The 19,846-nt window shown below is 60.0% G+C and carries 15 protein-coding genes; 3 read left to right on the top strand and 12 right to left on the bottom strand.

Annotated elements, in window-relative coordinates; translation table 11 throughout:
• Positions 1–21 precede the first annotated feature (21 nt).
• The gene (locus MRX98_RS18315) at positions 22–318 is read left to right on the top strand and encodes a hypothetical protein (RefSeq protein ID WP_246913463.1); all 297 of its coding nucleotides are present in this window, start codon (positions 22–24) and stop codon (positions 316–318) included.
• A gap of 14 nt (positions 319–332) precedes the next feature.
• On the opposite strand, the gene MRX98_RS18320 is transcribed toward MRX98_RS18315, so the two are convergent.
• The 11 genes from MRX98_RS18320 to MRX98_RS18370 all read right to left on the bottom strand — a co-directional run bounded on the left by MRX98_RS18320 (position 333) and on the right by MRX98_RS18370 (position 16,052).
• Entirely contained in the window at positions 333–3,386 is a 3,054-nt protein-coding gene (locus tag MRX98_RS18320; RefSeq protein ID WP_246913465.1) for a PAS domain S-box protein, read from the bottom strand.
• Positions 3,387–3,660: 274 nt separating this feature from the next.
• Positions 3,661–4,512 (bottom strand): glycine betaine ABC transporter substrate-binding protein, encoded by an 852-nt coding sequence (locus tag MRX98_RS18325; RefSeq protein ID WP_246913466.1) that lies wholly within the window; start codon positions 4,510–4,512, stop codon positions 3,661–3,663.
• 91 nt (positions 4,513–4,603) lie between these two features.
• Positions 4,604–5,446 carry an ABC transporter permease gene (locus MRX98_RS18330; protein WP_246913468.1) on the bottom strand — a complete coding sequence of 281 codons (843 nt, stop codon included), beginning with the start codon at positions 5,444–5,446 and terminating at the stop codon, positions 4,604–4,606.
• Positions 5,446–6,648, bottom strand: a complete 1,203-nt coding sequence (locus MRX98_RS18335; protein WP_246913470.1) for a quaternary amine ABC transporter ATP-binding protein — start codon at positions 6,646–6,648, stop codon at positions 5,446–5,448. The genes MRX98_RS18330 and MRX98_RS18335 overlap by 1 nt, the downstream gene beginning before the upstream one ends.
• A gap of 72 nt (positions 6,649–6,720) precedes the next feature.
• On the bottom strand, positions 6,721–7,257 hold the full coding sequence (locus tag MRX98_RS18340; RefSeq protein WP_246913472.1) for a MarR family winged helix-turn-helix transcriptional regulator: 537 nt from the start codon (positions 7,255–7,257) through the stop codon (positions 6,721–6,723).
• A gap of 171 nt (positions 7,258–7,428) precedes the next feature.
• Entirely contained in the window at positions 7,429–9,705 is a 2,277-nt protein-coding gene (gene topA / locus MRX98_RS18345; protein WP_246913474.1) for a type I DNA topoisomerase, read from the bottom strand.
• 65 nt (positions 9,706–9,770) lie between these two features.
• A complete protein-coding gene (gene dprA / locus MRX98_RS18350; protein WP_246913476.1) occupies positions 9,771–10,877 on the bottom strand; it encodes a DNA-processing protein DprA in 1,107 nt (368 codons plus the stop codon).
• A gap of 15 nt (positions 10,878–10,892) precedes the next feature.
• Positions 10,893–11,924: a protein translocase subunit SecF gene (gene secF / locus MRX98_RS18355; RefSeq protein ID WP_246913479.1), complete on the bottom strand. Its 1,032-nt coding sequence runs from the start codon at positions 11,922–11,924 to the stop codon at positions 10,893–10,895.
• 112 nt (positions 11,925–12,036) lie between these two features.
• Positions 12,037–13,620 (bottom strand): protein translocase subunit SecD, encoded by a 1,584-nt coding sequence (secD, locus tag MRX98_RS18360; protein ID WP_246913480.1) that lies wholly within the window; start codon positions 13,618–13,620, stop codon positions 12,037–12,039.
• 114 nt (positions 13,621–13,734) lie between these two features.
• Positions 13,735–14,082: a preprotein translocase subunit YajC gene (gene yajC, locus MRX98_RS18365; protein WP_246913482.1), complete on the bottom strand. Its 348-nt coding sequence runs from the start codon at positions 14,080–14,082 to the stop codon at positions 13,735–13,737.
• 500 nt (positions 14,083–14,582) lie between these two features.
• On the bottom strand, positions 14,583–16,052 hold the full coding sequence (locus MRX98_RS18370) for an Rne/Rng family ribonuclease (protein WP_246913484.1): 1,470 nt from the start codon (positions 16,050–16,052) through the stop codon (positions 14,583–14,585).
• Positions 16,053–16,335: 283 nt separating this feature from the next.
• Between MRX98_RS18370 and leuS the strand changes: the two genes are divergently transcribed.
• Together leuS and MRX98_RS18380 are read left to right on the top strand one after the other, a co-directional pair.
• Positions 16,336–18,918, top strand: a complete 2,583-nt coding sequence (gene leuS, locus MRX98_RS18375; protein WP_246913486.1) for a leucine--tRNA ligase — start codon at positions 16,336–16,338, stop codon at positions 18,916–18,918.
• Positions 18,911–19,465: an LPS-assembly lipoprotein LptE gene (locus tag MRX98_RS18380; RefSeq protein WP_246913489.1), complete on the top strand. Its 555-nt coding sequence runs from the start codon at positions 18,911–18,913 to the stop codon at positions 19,463–19,465. Before leuS ends, MRX98_RS18380 begins: the two co-directional genes overlap by 8 nt.
• Positions 19,466–19,572: 107 nt before the next feature.
• Here the strand turns inward: MRX98_RS18380 and rpsT are convergent, their stop codons facing one another.
• Complete coding sequence (rpsT, locus tag MRX98_RS18385) at positions 19,573–19,839, bottom strand: 30S ribosomal protein S20 (RefSeq protein ID WP_246913491.1); 267 nt, start codon at positions 19,837–19,839, stop codon at positions 19,573–19,575.
• Positions 19,840–19,846 lie beyond the last annotated feature (7 nt).

Below are 19,846 nucleotides of genomic sequence, written 5' to 3' on the forward strand. Positions count from 1 at the left end.
CCGAAGCATGGAGGTTTCCCAATGAGCCAAACCATCAAGAGTGATCGCGTCAAAGTGTTCTTGCAGAACGTTCGCCTGCTGTCCGAAGACGAGCGCGCCAACCTTCCCGAGGCCAAACGCAAAGCCGCCGAGGCGGACGGTCAAAGCGGTGTTTGGGTGGAGGTGACCTGTCCCGCGGGCGCATGCAGCACCGGTGACGGCAAAATCACCATCCCGGCGGGCATGGTGGAGGGCGAGACCGATAAGCGCGGCATCTGGTTGAACCTCTTCTGTCCGGACGATGAGTGTGTCATCGAAGCCAGCTCCCAGCTTCCCTGAAGCGTACCGGACTTTTATGCATCAACGTCCAGGATTCCGCGCAGCTTGATCGAGAGTTCCTGCATGCCGAAGGGTTTCTGGATAAAGCCTTTGCACCCTTGATCCATGATGCTTTTCGCCTGGCCGTTGATGCTGTATCCGCTGGAAAGCAGTACTTTTACCTGGGGATCGATTTGTTGCAGGGCGGCGAAGGTTTCGCCGCCGCTCATTCCGGGCATGATCATGTCCAGCATCACCAAGTCGATGGTGTCCTTGTGGCGGGCGAACAAATCCACGGCCTCTTGCCCGCCCGCGGCGAGGATCACCTTGTAGCCCAGCTTTTCCAACAGTAGCAGACCGATCTCCCGGATTCCCTTCTCGTCGTCCACCAGAAGCACCGTCTCCTGGCCGGTAACGATCTCCGTTTGCGGGTCCTTGCGGGCCGACACGGCCTTGTTGGATGCCGGCAGATAGATGTTGAAGGTGCTGCCGGCACCCGTTTCGCTGTAAACGGTGATGATGCCGCCATGGTTGGCCACGATGCCGTAGGCGGAGGCCAGACCGAGGCCTGTGCCGCGGCCCAGGCGGCGCGTCGAGAAGAAGGGGTCGAAGATGCGCTTCAGATCCCGGGGATCGATCCCCACTCCGGTATCCGTCACGGACAGCTTCACATAGCGGCCCGGGGTGATGCCGTAGGGCCGGGCATAATCTTCATCCAGGCTCTGGTTGCTGCTCTCGAGATAGAGGTCGCCGCCGCCGGGCATGGCGTGGGCCGCGTTGACGAACAGATTCAACAGCACCTGTTCGATCTGGCCCTGGTCCACTTCCACCGACCACAGATCGGGGTGGAGCCGCTTGTGCAGGGTGATCTCCTTGCGGGTGCGGCCGAACAGGTCGGCGCCGGCGGCCGCGAGTTGATTCAAATCGGTGGGCCGCACTTCGTACTTGCCGCCCCGGGCGGCGCCCAGCAGTTGCTTGGTCAGGTCGGCACCGGCCTTGACATAGGCTTCGATGCTCTTGAGGTGTTCCCATTGGGGATTATCGGGGCCGCTGTCCATCACCATCAGCGAGGCGTTGCCCTGGATGCCCATCAACAGGTTGTTGAAGTCATGGGCGATGCCGCCGGCCAGGGTGCCCACCGCCTCCATTTTCTTGGCCTGCAGCAGTTGGGCCTCCATTTTTTTCTGGGGCGTGATGTCCCGCAGAAAATTGAGGGTCGCCGGTTCGCCCTCCCAGGTGATGCCCACCGTGCTCAACTCCACCCACAGTGTTTCACCGGCCTTGTTGCGCATGCGGAATGCGAAGACGCCCGGCCGATGGGCTCCTTCCAGTTGGCGCAGCGGGTCACTGTAGCCTTTTTCCCGATCTTCGGGGTGCACCAGGTCGACGAAAAACCTGCCTTCCAATTCGTCGGGCGTGTACCCGGCGATGGCGGCGATGCGGGGGTTGGGAAACTTGATGCGCCCTTGTTGAAGAATGTAGATGCCTTCGTTGGCATTGTTGAAGATCAGGCGCAGGCGGGCTTCGCTCTCTTCCAGGGCCATTTCGGCCTGCTTGCGCTCGGTGCGGTCGCGGGAGATGCCCCAGAAGCCGACGATGGTCCCCTCCGGGGCACGCAACGGATAGGCTGACATTTCCACCATGCGCGCCTCACCATCCGGGCGGTGAATGGTATGGTCCAGGATGGTGGCCGGCACGCCCGTGCGATAGATCTCCTGGAAGACGGCTTTGACCGCTTGCGCCGCATCCCGGGCCAGATATTCGCGGTAGTGTCTGCCCATCAGTCGGTCGGCCGGACATCCGTGCATTTGGCGGGAGGCCTCGTTGAAAAAGGTGTAACGCCCCTTCAGGTCGATTTCATAATAGCCTTCCTCCATCGTCTCCAGGACGTTGCGGTATTTCTCCTCGCTGAGGCGCAGTGATTCCTGGATCATTTTCAGGGCGGTGATGTTCTTGGCGATGACCAGCAGACAATCCTCACCCTGGAACGGAAGGGGTTGGGCGGAGACCAGGTCGGTGACGATGGCGCCGTCGCGCATGCGAAAGTCGATCTCCATGCCGTCCACCCTTCCTTCCCGGCGCAGGCGGGTGAGCAGGCGATTGCGGTCTTGCGGATCCACATAGAGATTCAGATCGGACGGGGTTCGGCCGATGACCTCTTCCCGCTTGTATTGGGTGTCGCGGCAAAAGGCGTCGTTGACCTGCAAATAGCGGCCATCGGTCATGCGGCTCAAGGTGATGGCGTCGGGGGCCAGCGCCAACAGGCTGCGGTAGCTCTCCTCGCTTTGGCGCAGGGCCTCCTGGGCTTCGATCTGGTCCGTGCGGTCCCGTACGACACCGTAGAAGCCGACAACACGGCCCGAGGGATCCCGTTTGAGGCTGGCCGATGTTTCCACCCGAACGATTCGTCCGTCCTTGCGGGCGATGGCATATTCGACCATCCGGCTGGGGCCGCCGGTGCGGTATACTTCATTGAACACCCGGTAGATGCGGTCGACCGTGTCGGCCGTCACATAGGCGCGGTAGTTCAACCCCAAAAGCTCCTCCCGCGGATAGCCTATGATCCTTTCGGCGGCCGCGTTGCAGAAGGTGATGGTGCCGTGCAGATCGGCTTCGTAATAGGCTTCGGTAATGCTCTGCAGAATGCTGCGGAAACGGTTTTCGGTCTCCTCCAGGGCACTGTGGGCCCGGCGCAGGGATTCGGTGACGGTGGTGACCACAAGGACGCAAGGCCGGTCGTTGAAAGAAACGGATCGGGCCGACAGATGATTGTAAAAGGTGGTACCGTCCTTGGCTCGGAATTGCACATTATCCAGTTCGGCACGGCCGTTTCGGCGAAGCTGTTCGATCAGCGAACGGCGCTCGGCGAGGTCCACATAGAGGTGGAGATTTTCCGCCGAGCGGCCGATGATCTCTTCCGGGCGATAGCCGGTGTTGCGGCAGAAGGGCGGATTGACCATCAGATATCGGCCGTCCTCTTGGTCCAGGATGGCAACGGAGAGCGGCGTGATGTCCAGGAGCCGGTGCAACAGGTCATCGTAGCTTTGCAGGCGTGCTTCCAACGCTTCATAGGTCGGTTTGTCGGGCATGGTGATGGCCTGTTCCGTATCGGGTTTTATGAGCGAAGCCGGTGCTTGAGGAAGTCGTCGAGTTTTCTTTACATTGGCGACATTATTTTGTTTTTATTACTGAAGATGGGTTGATGTCAAGCCTTGGGCCCTGTTCGAGGAGCGGCGAGAGGGCGCCGATGCGGCGGTGGGGGCGGGCATGGGGATCCCGCATGACGAAAAAACACAGCGGGTCGGGTGGCGCATACCACCCGACCCGCTGTTTCGGGTCACACATTCAATGCGGCGGCAAAGGCTATGGCAGCCATGCTTTCACTTTTTCGGGGTTCTCTTCGATCCAGCGCTTGCCGGAGTCATAGGGATCGGCGCCTTCCGCGTTCCAACCCTGCACTTCGCCGATGTCGGCCAGGGTCCAGTTGAAATTGTCCATCACATGGTACACTTCGGGCATGTCCTCTTTCAAACCTTTGCGTACGATGGTGTGGATTTGTTCGGCACCGCCGTAAATCCCTTTGGGATCCTCGAGATATTTCAAATCCCAGGTGGCGAACTTCCAGTGCGGAGACCAACCCGTCACCGCGACCCACTCGTTGTTGCGGATCTTGTCCCGCAAAACGGCCGTCATCATGGCGCCGGTGGATTCCACCAGGGTAAAATTGCTCAAACCGTATTCTTTGATGGCCTCTTCGGTTTTGGACATGATGCCGGCACCCGGATCGATGCCCACGATGCGGCCTTCGAACTTGTCCGCATGGGCATTCATTTCATCGATGGAATCGATGGTCACATAGGTGGGCACCACAAGCCCGATGCCCGCGCCGTCGAGGTTGACCCCAAGGTCTTCCAGCCGGTTCTCGAACCGTTTGAGGTAGTGGCCATGGGTCACCGGCAACCAGGCGGTGGTCATCCCGTCCACATCACCGCTGGCGATGGCCTGCCACATGGCCGCGGCACTGACGGAGGTCAGTTCGACTTCATACCCCAGCTTTTCCTGGAGCACCGCCTTTACAACATTGGCGCTGGCCACCGCGCAGGCCCACTCCACGTAGGCGATTTGTACTTTCCCTTTGCTCGCGAGGGCGTTGGAAGTGGTGCCCAGGGCGAGCGCCAATACCAGCAAACCGACAATCAGCAGTTTCTTCTTCATGATAACACCTCCATTTTTCGTAAAGGGTTCAATGGTTCAAGGGTTTCGTGTTTCGCCGACAATATAACCGTTTGGTCATTCGGCTCCGCGCCTACTGCTGTTTCTTCGAGCCGCCGCCCAGCTTCTGCATGATGCGGTCGAGGACGATGGCCACGATGACAATGCCCAGGCCGGCTTCGAATCCCTTGCTGGGATCGAGCCGCTGGATGGCGCGCCACACCTCGCCGCCCAGTCCCCCGGCGCCGATCATGGCGGCGATCACCACCATGGACAGGGCCAGCATGATGGTCTGGTTGATACCGGCCATCATGGTGGGCGTGGAGATGGGCAGTTGCAGCTTGATCAACTTTTGCCACTTGGTGCTGCCGAAGGCGTCGGCCGCTTCCACCAGCTCCTTGGGCACTTGCTTGATGCCCAGGCAGGTGAGGCGAATGGCCGGCGGCATGGAGAAGATGACCGTGGCGAAAATGGCTGCCACCGGTCCCAGACCAAAGAAGGGAATGGCCGGGATCAAATAGACGAAGGCCGGCATGGTCTGCATCAGATCGAGGATCGGCATCACGATGCGGTAGAAAACGTTGTTGAGGGCCGCCAGAATCCCCAGGGGGACGCCGATCAGAATGGAAAAAAGGGTGGCGATGGTGACCAACGCCAGGGTGTCGATCGTGGGGGCCCACAGCCCCAGGTTCCAGATCAGCGCCAGGCCGGCCATGGTGAAGATGGTGATGCCGCGGTTGCGGCTCAGCAGCCAGGCGATGGCGCTGAGAACGAGGATCAGCAACCAGGGTGGGAAAAACATCATGGCACTGACCATCAGACTGATGCCGTTGTCGGCGATGCCGGCGAAGGCTTTGGTGGCGAAAGAAAAGTGATCGACAAAAAATTCGATGGTCGCTTCAATGGCGTTGCCAATGGGTATTTTGAACTGATTCATCAGGACGCTCCTCCTGTTTGCATGCCTTCGGCCAGACCCGCCAGTAGTGAACCTTTGATGATGACCCCCACCAGTCGACCATCGTCATCCACCACCGCCAGGGGATAGTTGATGCCCGCCAGGATAGGGAACAACTCTATGGCCGGTGTGTCCCGCGTGACGGTTTGCATGCCGGTGATCAGGATGCTTTCCAAGGTTTTGGCGTCGGTTTTGATGATCTTGGCCACGTCGTCGGCGGTGACCATGCCGATCAGCTTGCCGTCCCGACGAACGAAGATGCTGGAAATACCGGCTTTTTGCATTTTGCGCAGGGCCGCGTGGGGGCCGTCGGATTTGAAGTAGGCGATGGCCGACGGTTTGACCATGACCGATTCGGCGGTCATGATTTTGGTCATGTCCACTTCCTCCACGAACCGGGCCACGTAGTCGTTGGCCGGGTTGGTGAGGATCTCTTCGGCCGTTCCCACCTGCACCGTACGCCCGTCTTTCATCAGCACGATACGGTCGCCGAGCTTGATGGCTTCGTCCAGGTCGTGGCTGATGAAGACGATGGTCTTCTGTACCCTCTCCTGCAGGTCCAGCAACTCATCCTGCATGTCGCGGCGGATCAAGGGGTCCAAGGCGCTGAAGGCTTCGTCCATCAACATGATGTCGGCATCCAGGGCCAGGGCGCGGGCCAAGCCGACGCGCTGTTGCATGCCGCCGCTGAGCTGGGACGGATAGTTGCTTTCCCACCCCTTGAGGCCCACCTGGGTCAGCGCCTGCATGGCCTTGTCCCGCATGGTGTTCGGATCCACCCTTTGGATCTCAAGGCCGTAGGCCACGTTTTGCAAGACGGTGCGATGGGGAAACAGGGCGAAATTTTGAAACACCATGCCGAAATGCTTTTGGCGGAAGTGGAGCAGTTCGTCCATGGTGAGCTGGGTGACATCTACGCCATCGACGATGACCTTGCCGGCGGTGGGCTCGATCAGGCGGTTGATGCAGCGCACCAGGGTGGATTTGCCGCTGCCCGAGAGGCCCATGACCACCAGGATTTCGCCCTCCTCGACGGTGAACGAAACCCCGGCCACGCCCACCGCGTGCCCGGTTTCTTCCAGGATTTGTTCGTTGGTGTGGCCCTTGTCGATCAAATCCAGGATTTTTTCCGGATGTGAGCCGAATATCTTGTAAACATTATCGACAACAATTTTTTCGCTCATCGCAATTTTAAACCCTTCGTGCTTTAGGTGGCGGGAAACGACGTCGCTGTCACAAGCGTGGAACGGACGGTGCTATGGCTCTTTTTCGGGTGCAGGCAGCAGGTCGGACAGATCGCTCCATTCACCGGCGCCGACGATGGGCCAGGCGTCGATGTCCTGGGCCTCCATCATGTGGACGATCTGGTCGAGCACCCGGTTGATCATGGCCTGATCCTGCCGGGGCAGAGCGAACAGCCGCTCGGCAAACCGCTCTTGCAACGGCCAGGGCATGGTTTCGGCCATTCGGCGCCCTTCAGGTGTGAGAGACAGTAAAACCTTGCGGCGGTCCGTCTGGCCGCGTTGACGGGTGACCAGGGCGCGGTTTTCCAACCGATCAATGATCCCGGTGAGGGTGGCCTGGCTCAGGGAGACGAAGCGCGCCAAGTCCCCCGGCGAACAGTCGCCGTTGCGATAGAGCTGACGCAGGCACACCAGCTGCGGCACCGTCAGGTTGAAGCGGGCGCTCAACTCTCTGCTGTGCAAATCGATGGCGCGGATGATGCGCCGCAGAGACTTGAGGATGTTTTCCGCGTAACCGTTCGCTATGGGTTGGTTGGTTTCGCCTGCCATGTTTCTCCATTGCGCCACCTTCGAAATCCGTCTGACTGTTGCGGTTTTTGCGATCGGCGCTGCCCAAAATTATTTGTACACTAAAGATTAGAACACATAACATTTGTGCACAAATCGGTCAAGTCAAGGGTTGATGATGGCAGGGCGGGATTCGCGGTTACCCGTTGGGCACTATGGATTTTCCTTGTAGCCGCACTCCCGGTTGACGCAGGTGAGATAGGTCCCTTCCCGTTTGCTGGTCTTTTCCACCAGGTAGGCGGCACCGCAGACGGGACATTGTTTGGCCACCGGTTTGTCCCAGGTGGCGAAGGTGCAGTCGGGATAGCGGTTGCAGCCGTAGAACACCTTGCCGCGTTTGGACCGCTTTTCCACGATTTCGCCTTGGCAACCCGGTTCGGGGCATCGGACACCGATGGTTTTACCGTTGCCATTACCATTGACCGATTCGGTGTGGTTGCATTGGGGAAAGCCGGTGCAGGCGATGAACTCGCCGTATTTGCCCCGTTTGAGCACCATGGGTTTGCCGCATTTGGGACAGGTTTTGTCCGTGACGGCCTCTTGGCTGGGTTCCACCGGTTGGATTTGCCCCCGCTCGTCGCGCACGTAATCCCGCGAATAGGTGCAATCGGGATATCCGCTGCAGGCCAGGAAGTGGCCGTTTTTGCCGATTTTGACGTGCAGCTTGTTTTTTTGGCATTGGGGGCAGGTCAGTTCGGTGGCAATACCGACCCCTTTGACGCTGAGCATGTCGGTTTCGGCGGCCGTCAACCGCTGCTGAAAGGGACCGTAAAAGCGATTGAGGATGTTCAGCGCATCCATTTCGGCGGTTTCCACTCGGTCCAGGAGGTCTTCCATATTGGCGGTGAATTCCACGTCGAAAATTTCGGGAAAGTTGGCCACCAAGAGATCATTGACGATGAAGCCCAACTCGCTAGGGTGGAAATAGCCCTTGATCAGCTCCACATATCCTTTGTCGCGTATGGTCGAAAGAATGGCGGCGTAGGTGCTGGGACGTCCGATGCCGTTTTCTTCCAGCTCCTTGACCAAGGAGGCTTCGGAAAAGCGTGGCGGCGGTTGTGTGAAGTGCTGCTTGGGCATGATGTCGTGCAATTTCAGGCGGTCCCCTTCGGCCAGGAGAGGCAGGGGCTGCTCCTTGCGGCTGCTTTCGGCCTCCTCGTCCACGGTCTGGTAGACCCGCATGAACCCGGGGAATTTAAGGGTGGACCCGGTGACGGTCAGCGTATAGGGGCCGGCTTGAATGGAGACGGTGTTCTGGTCGATGAGGGCCGGTTGCATCTGGGAGGCGACGAAGCGGCGCCAGATCAATTGATAGAGCGCCAACTGGTCCTTGCTCAGATAGGCGGCCACCTTTTCAGGGGTGTTGAACACCGCCGTGGGGCGGATGGCCTCATGGGCATCCTGTACCTTTTTGCGGTTTTGAAAGAAGCGGGGTTTGTCCAGGGCGTAATCGTCGCCGTGGGTTTGGCGCACCCAATCCAAGGCCTCGTGGGCCGCTTCGGCGGCAATGCGGGTGGAATCGGTGCGCATGTAGGTGATCAACCCCACCGGCTCGCCAGGCCCCAGGTCCACTCCCTCGTAAAGTTGCTGGGCGATGAGCATGGTCTTCTTGGCGGAGAAGCGCAGTTTGCGAATGGCCTCCTGCTGGAGCTTGCTGGTGATGAAGGGGGGTTGGGGGTTTTTGCGGACGGTCTTTTTGACCACCGCCGCCACCTGGAAGGGGGCGCCGCGCAGCTCCTCGACGATGGCCGAGGCGGCGGCTTCGTCGCCGATGGTGAGCTTTTTACCGTCCTTTTTGACCAGCTTGGCGTCGAAGGGCGGCGGCGTGCCACCTTCCAGACGGGTCGTGATGGACCAGTACTCTTCGGGTTCGAACCGTTGAATGGCCCGTTCCCGTTCGCAGATGATGCGCACCGCCACCGATTGCACCCGCCCGGCGCTCAAACTGCCCTTGACCTTTTTCCAGAGCAGGGGCGACACTTGATACCCCACCAGGCGATCGAGGATGCGCCGCGTCTGCTGGGCTTCATATTTGTTTCGGTTGAGGGGCTCGGGATGGGCCATGGCTTTTTCAATGGCGCTGTGGGTCAGCTCATGGAACAGCACCCGGTGGAAACGGCGTTCCTTCTTTTTAAGCACCTCGGCGGCATGCCAGGCGATGGCTTCTCCTTCCCGGTCCGGGTCGGGGGCCAGGTAGATGTCCTGTGCGTCGCCCGCCGCCGAGCGCAGGGCGTTGATCACCTTCTGCTTGCCCGGTATGTTGCGGTACAACGGCTTGAAATCGTGGTCGATGTCGATCCCCAATTCCTTGGGCGGCAGATCCTTGATGTGGCCCACCGTCGCCGCGACATTGTACTCTTTGCCCAGGTATTTTTGGATGGTGCGAATTTTGGTCGGGGATTCCACAATAACCAGCGGTTTGTCAGACACGATGTACCTCTGTGGTGTTGATGGTTTGTTGGATCGTTTCGGCGTTGTTGCGTATGTGCATACCCTTAATCGATGAAGTCGGCGTGGCGCAAGAAACGTTTGCCGGGCTCCTGCACGATGACCCCCTTGATCTCCAGCCGCGAGAGGGTATCGGTCAGAACCGCGGTGGATTGATCCATCTGCAGCGCCAACGCGTCGATATGCACCGGATCCGTGCCGATGATGGCCAACAGTGCTTGTTCCGCCGCCGAAAGGGGCGGCAGGGGACGTGCCCGGACGGCTTCGCACGAATCAGGAACCACCAGCTGGGCGGCGATTTCTTCAAAGATGTCTTGTGCGCTTTCCACCAGTTTGGCGCCCTGTTTGATCAGGTCGTGGGTGCCGCGGGCGTTGGCCGTGTGAATGTTGCCCGGCACGGCGAACACCTCCCGGTTTTGTTCGGCCGCCAAGCGGGCGGTGATCAGGGAGCCACTTTTGCGCGCCGCTTCCACCACCACGGTGCCGAGGCTCATACCACTGATGATGCGATTGCGCATGGGAAAATGGCGCGCTTCCGGCCCGGCGTCAAGGGGCAATTCGCTGACCACGCATCCCTTTTCGGCGATTTCATGGAACAGCTTGAGGTTTTGCGGCGGATAGACGTGGTTAAGACCCGAACCGAGCACCGCGATGGTCCGGCCGCCGCCGTCCAGGGCGCCGCGATGGGCCATGGTATCAATGCCGCGGGCCATGCCGCTGACAATGGTGGCACCATGCCGGACCAGATCCGTGCAGAGCCGGTGTGTGGCGGTGCGACCATAGGCCGAGGCGTTGCGGGAGCCGACCACGGCGACGGGGCACGGTTCGGCGCTCAGACGGCCGTTGACGTACAGGAGCGGCGGCGGATCGGGAATCTGAAGCAGCAGGGATGGGTACGAGGGATCGTGCAGGGTGATCAGGTCGTAGCCTTTCCGTTGGACCGCTGCCAGTTCGCGGTGCACCCCGTCGGGGGTGGGGTGGCGGTGAATGCGCCGGGCCAGTTCGGGTTTTACGCCCGCCACCTGTGACAGCGCAGCCACGGAGGCGGCCAAAACCTTTGCCGGCGTTTCAAAGGTCGCGATCAAGCGATTGAATAAAAGGTTACCGACACCGGCGACGCTTTTAAGGGTCAGCCAGGGGATCAGGTGTTCCATGGTGCTGTCTTAGCATCATCCACGTCGTTGCCAAGCCAACAAGATGGGGCTGGCAACAAAGATCGATGAATAGGTGCCGACGCAAATGCCCACCAGCAGGGCGAAGGCGAAATCGTGGATGATGCCGCCGCCCAGGAAAAACAACGAGAGCACCACCACCAAAGTGGTTCCCGAGGTGAGCAAGGTGCGGTTGAGGGTTTCGTTGATGCTGCGATTGACGATTTCGTTCAAGGGCCGCTTGTGCAGTTTGCGCAGGTTCTCGCGGATGCGGTCGAACACGATGATGGTGTCGTTGAGCGAATAGCCGATGATGGTCAACAGGGCGGCGACGATGGGCAGGGTGAACTCCTTGCCGAAAATGGAAAAGACCCCCGCGGTGATGACCACGTCATGCAGCAGCGCCACGATGGCGCCCATGGCATATTTGAGTTTGAGGACCCAGAACAGCACCAGGCTGAGCACCACGGCGGCGGCCATCAGCATGGGGATGTCCATGTGGATCAGGCGCAACAGGTAGATCATCAAGGCCAGGGCAACGGCGATGCCGGCGCTGAGGAGCCATTTGAGCTCGAAACGGCCGGAAATGTAGACCGTAATGAACAGCAGGGCGAAAAACATGGCCAGCAGCGCTTTTTCGCGCATGTCGCGCCCCACCTGGGGGCCGACCATTTCGAAGGATTCGAGGGTGGCGCCTACCTGGGTGTGGGTTTCCAGGCCGTCTTCCAGATCCCGGGCCAGATTTTCACTTTCCGATGCGTCGGCGGCGACAACGATGCGATAGTAGTCCATCGCCCCCCGGTCGTCATACTCCTGCACGGCGGCATTGAGGCCCATGGTGTCCAGTGCCCTGTTGATCTGCTCGGTGGTCACCGGCCCGTCGAACTGCACCAGCGCTTCGGCGCCACCGGCGAAATCGATGCCGTACTTGGGGCCGCCATGCAAGACAAGGGAGAGGATGCTGGCCAGTATGACGACCAGTGATATGATATAGGCGATTTTCCGCCGTCCGACAAAGTTGATGTTGACGTCCGGTTTGACGATCTGCATGGTCGGTTTCCCTCGATTTACCGGTAAACTGAATCAAGGCCCCGTCGGGGCCGAATGCGACTATCGCAACCAAATGCGCCGAGGGCGTTTGATTAGCGCCCTCGGCGCGTTGTCAGATGCTCAGTGCCTTGACTTTTCGCTTGGACAGAATGACATCGAAAATCGTCCGCGACAGGATCAGGGCGGTGAACAGACTGGCCACCACACCCAAGCTCAAAGTGACGGCAAAGCCTTTGACCGGCCCACTGCCGAACTGAAACAGCACCAGGGCGGCGATCAGGGTGGTCACATTGGCATCCAGAATGGTCAGGGTGGCGCGGTCGAACCCGGCATCCACCGCCGCCCGCGCGGTTTTGCCCAGGCGCAGCTCTTCGCGGATACGTTCGTAAATCAAAACGTTGGCATCCACCGCCATGCCGATGGTGAGGATGATGCCGGCGATGCCCGGAAGGGTCAGGGTGGCGCTGAAGGCTGCCAACCCGCCTGCGATCAGGAGAATGTTCATGAGCAGCGCGGTGTCGGCGATCAAGCCTGCCTTGCGGTAATAGATGACCATCAGCAAAATGACCAGTACCCCGCCGATCAGCATGGACATCAGTCCCTTTTCGATGGAGTCCCGTCCCAGGGAGGGGCCCACCGTTTTTTCATAAAGGATGGTGACCGGTGTGGGGAACGCTTCCCGCAGTACCAGGGCCAGGCTGCGGGCGCTTTCGTCGGTGAAATTGCCGGTGATCATTCCCTCGCCGACGATTTTGGATTGGATGGTGGGGGCCGAATAGACCTCCCCGTCCAATACAATGGCCAGCCGCTGATGGATGTGCTCTTCGGTGATGCGGGCGAAGATGCGCGACCCTTGGGGGTTGAAGCGGATCGAGACATAGGGTTGGCCCGTGGATGGATCGAATCGCACCCGCGCCTCGCTCAGGTACTCGCCGGTCAGCAGGGTGGTGCTGCGCAGCAGGATGGGCCGACCCGCCATGTCGGGGTCGTCCTTGCGGAAATAGCGGATTTCCGAGCCAGCCGGCACGTTGCCGCGCAATGCTTCGCCGATATCGTTCACCTCGTCCACCAGCTTGAATTCCAGGTTGCCGGTACGGCCGATCTCCTGGCGTGCCCGTTCGGCATCGATCACCCCGGGCAGCTGCACCACGATGCGGTCCGTGCCCTGGGGACGGATGTCCGGTTCCCGCGCGCCGTACTCATCCACCCGGTTGCGCACCTTCATCAGCGCTTTTTCGAAGGCCAGCCGCTGGACCCGCTCCACCTCTTCGGGCTTGAGGGTCATCAGAAGGGTGGGCGTGCCGTCCACGGTGCGTTCGCTGAAATTGTAGTCGCCGAATTCGTTGGCGATCAATCCTCGCGAAGCGGCAACCTTTTCCGGCTCCGTCAAGGTCAACGCGATCGTGTCGCCGGCCTGTTTGCGCAGGGTGCCGATGCGAATCCGGTTCTGGCGAACGAAGGCCCGCAGCTCCTCGACGGTCCGGTCGATCATGTTTTCCACGGCCTTTTCGGTTTCCACCTGCAACACCAGGTGCATGCCGCCCTGCAGATCAAGCCCCAGGTTGATCTGTTTGTAAGGCCATATGGTCGGCTCTTCTTTTCCCTCGAGCGCCATTTGCAAGGTGGGCAACACGTAAACGAAGGCGGCCAAAAGAACCACAATGACGGCGATGGGGCGCCAGGAAATCGTTTTCAAAGCTTTTTCCTCTACATTCGGTTGATCCCGAAGCCGGTGGCGACCGCTGTCCGCCGGACAATGGCGTGGCGGTCGCCACCTGGTGCGATGTCGGGAATGAAGCCTGCGGGGTGGTTATTTCTTGTCCGGTTCAGCCGCCGGTTTGGCGGCCGGCTGGGCCAGACCCGCCACCATGGCCCGGCTGATTTTAACCCGGACCTTGTCGGCGATTTCAACGGTCAGGGTGGTTTCCGTCAGTCCGGTCACCCGTCCATACAATCCGCCGGAGGTGATGACCATGTCCCCCTTTTTGAGATTGCTGATCATCTCGCGGTGCTCTTTTTGTTTTTTTTGCTGCGGACGGATCAGCAGAAACCACATGATGACCAGCATCAAGATGATGGGCATCAACGGCGTCGCCAGAAAACCGCCGCCACCTTCCGCCGCAGCGCCGCCTTGACCCATTGCATAAGCAATATTCATACTGTCGGACCTCCCTTTCGTAGCTGTAGTGCAGCCCGGTTAAACCTGGCCGAGCATATGGATGTCGGCGCTGATATACTTGAAATGGGCGCCCAGGTCAAACCCTTCTTGGAAAGGGACGGTGAAAATTGAATTGGGTTATAGGGCCCTGGCGGGCCAGTTATAGGGCCCTGGCGGGCCAGTTTAAAGTTTTAAGTTTTAAGTTTTAAGTTGAAGGAATTCTATCGGTTAGAGATGGTTGGGGTTGGTGGCCAGCAGTGTAGGGGTGAGTCTGTGGGTTTGTCCGGTGGGTAAATCGGGTTTGTTGGTCAAGGCGATGGGTGTACGGTTGAGCCGCATTTGTGAAACACTTCCTGGCCTACATCCACCGGCAACACCCCCGACTCCTACACACATATACACATCTAAATGACAGAATTCCTTCAACTTTAAACTTAAAACTTAAAACTTAAAACTGCCCGCCATGGGCGGGCGCCCAAACTGCCCGCCAAAGGCGGGTCTCAGCATTGTGGATCGCAATCGATGCGGCACTCATGGGGTGCCAGTTCGGCGCTGCCTTCGATGGTCAGGGCGAAGCCGCGCTGCATTTCCAGGTCGCTGATCTCCTTGCGTTTGCGGTTCAGCAAATAGTCGGCCACGGCTTGGGGAACACTGCCGTGCACCCGTTGCAGGCCGCTTTTGCGGGTCATCATCTTCAACTGGCGCAAAAAGCGCAGGGCCAAGGTTTCGGTGGAGGCGGTCAGCCCCTTGCCCCGGCAAAAGGGGCAGGGAATCAGGCTGCCCAGGTCGATGGAGGGGGCGAGCCGTTGGCGTGCCATTTCCAGGAGCCCGAATTGCGAGATGCGGCCGATGCGCACCCGGGCCTTGTCCCGTTTGACATGCTCGCGCAGTGCGCGCTCCACCGCATTGCGGTTTTTCTGGTCGCGCATGTCGATGAAATCCACCACGATCAGGCCGCCCAGATCCCTCAACCGGAGCTGGCGGGCTACCTCCTCGGCCGCCTCCAGATTGGTGGTCAACGCGGTCTGCTCCAGATCCCGTTCTTTGGTGGAACGGCCCGAATTGACATCGATGGCCACCAGGGCCTCGGTCTGTTCGATCACGATGGAGCCGCCCGATTTGAGTGCCACCCGGTTCTCGAAGATGGTGGCGATTTGATCCTCCAGTTGGTATTTGGCGAATATGGGCTTGTCCGCGGTGTAGTGCTTGACGATCCGTTGATGGCGCGGCGAGATGATCCCCATGAAACTTTTCACCTCTTGGTACACCCCTTCATCGTCGATGAGGATTTCGACCACATCGGGCGTGAAGTAGTCGCGTATCGACCTGACGGACAGGCTGCGCTCTTTGTATAAGGTGGCCGGGGCGGTTTCGCGTACCGCCTTGCTTTGTATGCTGCGCCACAATCGCAGGAGGTAGTTGAGGTCCTTGGCCAGTTGGGCTTTGGTGCACCCCATGCCCGCCGTGCGCACGATGACCCCGAAGCCTTCCGGCAGGTTGATCGTCTGCAACAGTTCCTTGAGCCGGCGCCGCTCCTCCTCGTCCTCGATTTTGCGGGATATGCCCCGGGTCTGGGTGCCCGGCATCAGCACGATGTGGCGGCCGGGCAGGGAAATGTAGGTGGTCAGCATGGCCCCCTTCTTCATGATGGGGTCCTTGGTGACCTGCACCATCACCTCCTGGCCGTTTTTGACCAAGCTTTGCAGGGACCGGTCACCCGAGCTGTTTTCAAGGTAAAAATCGCTGTGGATTTCATGCTGTTGCAGAAAGCCATGGCGCTCGCCGCCGAATTCGACGAAAACCGCCTGCAGGCTCGGTTCGATGCGTGTGATTATGGCTTTGTAGATGTTGCCATGCAGGATTTCGCGGCCCGCGGTTTCGATCTGGAACTCTTCCATCCGGCCATCCATGACCTTGGCGATGCGGACCTCTTCGGGGTCGATGGCGTTAATCAGAATTTTACTGCCCATCCTCTGTCGGTTCCTGTGGCCGTTGGGGGTGATGACTTGGCGGATCAAGATCGCCGGATGTCGGCGGTGGTCGTAACGCGCTGATACGTATGCGATTGCTTTTGAATTTGCGCGATTCTACCCGCGGCGGGCGCTAAGATCAAGTCAAAAGGTGATATGAACCTTGTATTGCACTTTGCGCCCACTTATGGCATGGGAATTCGGAATCTTAAAGCGTGTTATGACAGTGCGCCGCCGGCGGGCGGCCGGAGCGGTGTCTTACGCGGAACAACAGGTGGAAAGAATGGATGAGCGATACGATGCGCGTGCAATAGAGCAAAAGTGGCAATCGGTCTGGGAGCGGGACAAGCTGTTCAAGGTGGACGTTCAGGCCGATACCCCCAAATACTATCTGCTGGAGATGTTTCCTTACCCTTCGGGCAAGATCCACATGGGCCATGTCCGCAATTACACCATCGGCGACGTGGTGGCCCGTTACAAAAGGATGCGGGGCTTCAACGTGCTACACCCCATGGGCTGGGACGCCTTCGGCATGCCGGCGGAGAATGCGGCCATCGCCAACAACACCCATCCGGCGGAGTGGACGTACCAGAACATCGATTATATGCGCAACCAGCTCAAACAGCTCGGTTTCTCCTACGATTGGGACAGGGAGATCGCCACTTGCACACCCGACTACTACCGCTGGGAGCAGTGGTTGTTCCTGAAAATGTACGAGCTGGGCATGGCCTACCGTAAGGAGGCCTTCGTCAACTGGTGCGAGCCGTGCCAGACGGTGCTGGCCAACGAGCAGGTGGAGGCGGGGATGTGCTGGCGCTGCGGCAAGCCGGTGCGGCAGAAAAAGCTCAACCAATGGTTTTTCCGTATCACCGATTATGCCGAAGACCTGCTGCTCCATTGCGACCAGTTGCCGGGTTGGCCGGAAAAAGTGACCACCATGCAGAAAAACTGGATCGGCCGCAGTCAGGGGGCCGAAATCCGGTTCGCGGTGGAGGAGAGCGATCTGGTGATTCCCGTATTCACCACCCGTCACGACACGGTGTTCGGCGCCACCTTCATGTGTTTGGCGCCGGAACATCCCATGGTGCCCCAACTGGCGGCGGGCACCGACCAGGCGGCCGCGGTGGATGCCTTCATCGAGCGGATCAGTTTGCAGGAGCGTTCCGCCAAGGCCATGGAGGGTTACGAGAAGGAGGGGGTGTTCACCGGTCGTTATTGCACCAACCCCATGACCGGCCGGCGCATGCCCATTTACACCGCCAATTTCGCCCTGATGGAGTATGGTACCGGCGCCGTGATGTCGGTGCCGGCCCACGACCAGCGCGATTTCGACTTCGCCCGCAAATACGGCCTGCCGGTGGTGCCGGTGGTCAACCCGGCCGATGGCGACCTGGATGGCGACGCCATGGCGGCGGCCTACACCGAAGACGGGGTCATGATCAATTCGGGCGAATTCAACGGCTTGCCCAACCGCCAGGCCATGGAAGGCATCGCCGACCTGCTGGAGCGCAAAGGGCTGGGCAAACGGGCCGTCAGTTACCGGCTGCGGGATTGGGGCATATCGCGGCAACGCTATTGGGGGGCGCCGATTCCCATCATTCACTGCGATCGCTGCGGCATCGTGCCGGTGCCGGAAGCCGATCTGCCGGTGGTGCTGCCTGAGGACGCTCACCTGCTGGACGGCGGCCGATCACCGCTGCCTCACTTGGATGCCTTTCAGCGCACCACTTGCCCCCAATGCGGCAACACCGCGGCGCGCCGCGAGACCGACACCATGGACACCTTCGTGGAGTCTTCCTGGTACTTCGAGCGCTATTGCAGCCCGCGCTGCGGCGACGCCATGTTCGACCCGGCGGCGGTGCGTTACTGGATGCCGGTGGATCAGTACATCGGCGGGGTGGAGCACGCCATTTTGCATCTGCTCTATTCGCGCTACTTCACCCGGGTACTAAAGGATGTGGGCCTGATCGATTACAAGGAACCTTTCACCCGTTTGCTGACCCAGGGCATGGTGTGCAAGGAGAGCATGTCGTGTCCGGAACATGGCTATCTTTTCCCCGACCAGGCACGCGAGACCGACGACGGGTTGCGCTGTGCCTTGTGTGAGCGGCCGGTGGTGATGGGCCGGGTGGAAAAAATGTCCAAATCCAAGCGCAACGTGGTGGACCCCAACGTGCTGCTGGACCAGTATGGGGCCGACACCACCCGCCTCTTCTGCCTGTTCGCCGCACCGCCGGAGCGGGATCTGGAGTGGAGCGACCAGGGGGTTGAAGGCAGCGCGCGCTTTCTCAATCGGGTTTGGCGTCTGGCCCTGGCATGGATGCCCCACCTGGCCGGCAAAGCGCCCTACAGCGGCCCGCCGGACGAACTGCAGGCCCCCTGGCGCGCCGTGTACCAGAAGAGCCATCAGACCATCGAGAAGGTGAGCCGCGACATCGAAGAGCGCTTCCACTTCAACACCGCCATCAGCGCGGTGATGGAACTGGTCAACCAGATGTACACCGTGGAACCGGGTAGCGACGGGGCGGCGGTGATGCGCCATGCGTTGGAGTCGGTGGTGTTGCTGCTCTGTCCCATCGTGCCCCATTTCGCCGAAGAGCTCTGGCAGGAACTGGGCCATGACCAAAGCACTTTGTTCACTCCCTGGCCCTCCTTCCGGGCCGATGCCCTGGTGCAGGATGAGGTGACCATTGTGGTGCAGGTCAACGGCAAGTTGCGCAGCCGCTTCGACACCGCCCTGGATACGGACGAACAGACATTGCAACGCCAGGCGCTGGCCGACGAGCGGGTGCAGAAATTCATCGGGTCCAATGGGCCGAAAAAGATCATCGTCGTCAAGAACAAGTTGGTGAACATTGTTGCTTAATTCGACATCCTGTCCTGGCAAAGGAACGGGCGGCCGCAGGCGGTGGCTGCTCCGATCGGCGTTCCTCGGCCTGCTGACCTTGCTGACCGCTTGCGGCTACCAGCTGGCCGGCGAGGGGCCGTTACCGGGCGGGGTGAATACCATCGCCGTCACCATGCTGGCCAATCGAACCGGTGAATCGGGGGTGGAGGCGGTGATGACCAACGCCCTGATCGACGAGTTGACGCGCCGCCGGCAGGGGGTGCTGGTGGATGCGCAGCGGGCCGATGCCGTATTGAGCGGCACCATCACCGGTCTGAGTGCCGACACGCTCTCGCGCAGCGCCACGCTGACCGCCAGGGAGCGACGCCTGGTGGTGACCGCTTCACTTACGCTCAAGGATCGCAACGGCAACGTGCTGTGGCAGGAGGGGCAATTGCGGGCCGAGACCTCATATCCCGTGGCCGGCACCAAGGCCGGCACGGAAACCAATCGCCGGCTGGCCATCGGCAAAGTTGCCCAACGGCTTGCCGAATATGTGTATGAACGGCTTACGGATACGTTTTGAAAGAGGTGGACCGGTTTCCCGTGCGGCCGGCCCGAAACTGCAAGGGGCGCATCCATGAAAAGGATGCGCCCCTTGCAGTGGCAAGCCTTGGAAATCCGATACGGCAATCAGGACGACATGGATTGGGTCAACTTGGCCAGGCGGGATATCTTGCGCGCGGCGGTGCGCTTGTGCAGCACGCCTTTCTTGGCGGCCTTGTCGATGGTCGCCTGGGCCGTCGTCAGCCGCTGGGCGGCATCCTCGGGGGCTTTTGCATTGACGGCCTGGCGCACTTCTTTCACCACGTTCTTGACGCGGCTTTTCACCGCTCGGTTGCGCAGACGCCGGGTTTGATTCTGACCCGCACGTTTGAGTGCTGACTTATGGTTGGCCACTGGACTG

It is taken from the genome of Desulfatitalea alkaliphila (assembly GCF_022968795.1).
Taxonomy (GTDB): Bacteria; Desulfobacterota; Desulfobacteria; order Desulfobacterales; family Desulfosarcinaceae; genus Desulfatitalea; species Desulfatitalea alkaliphila.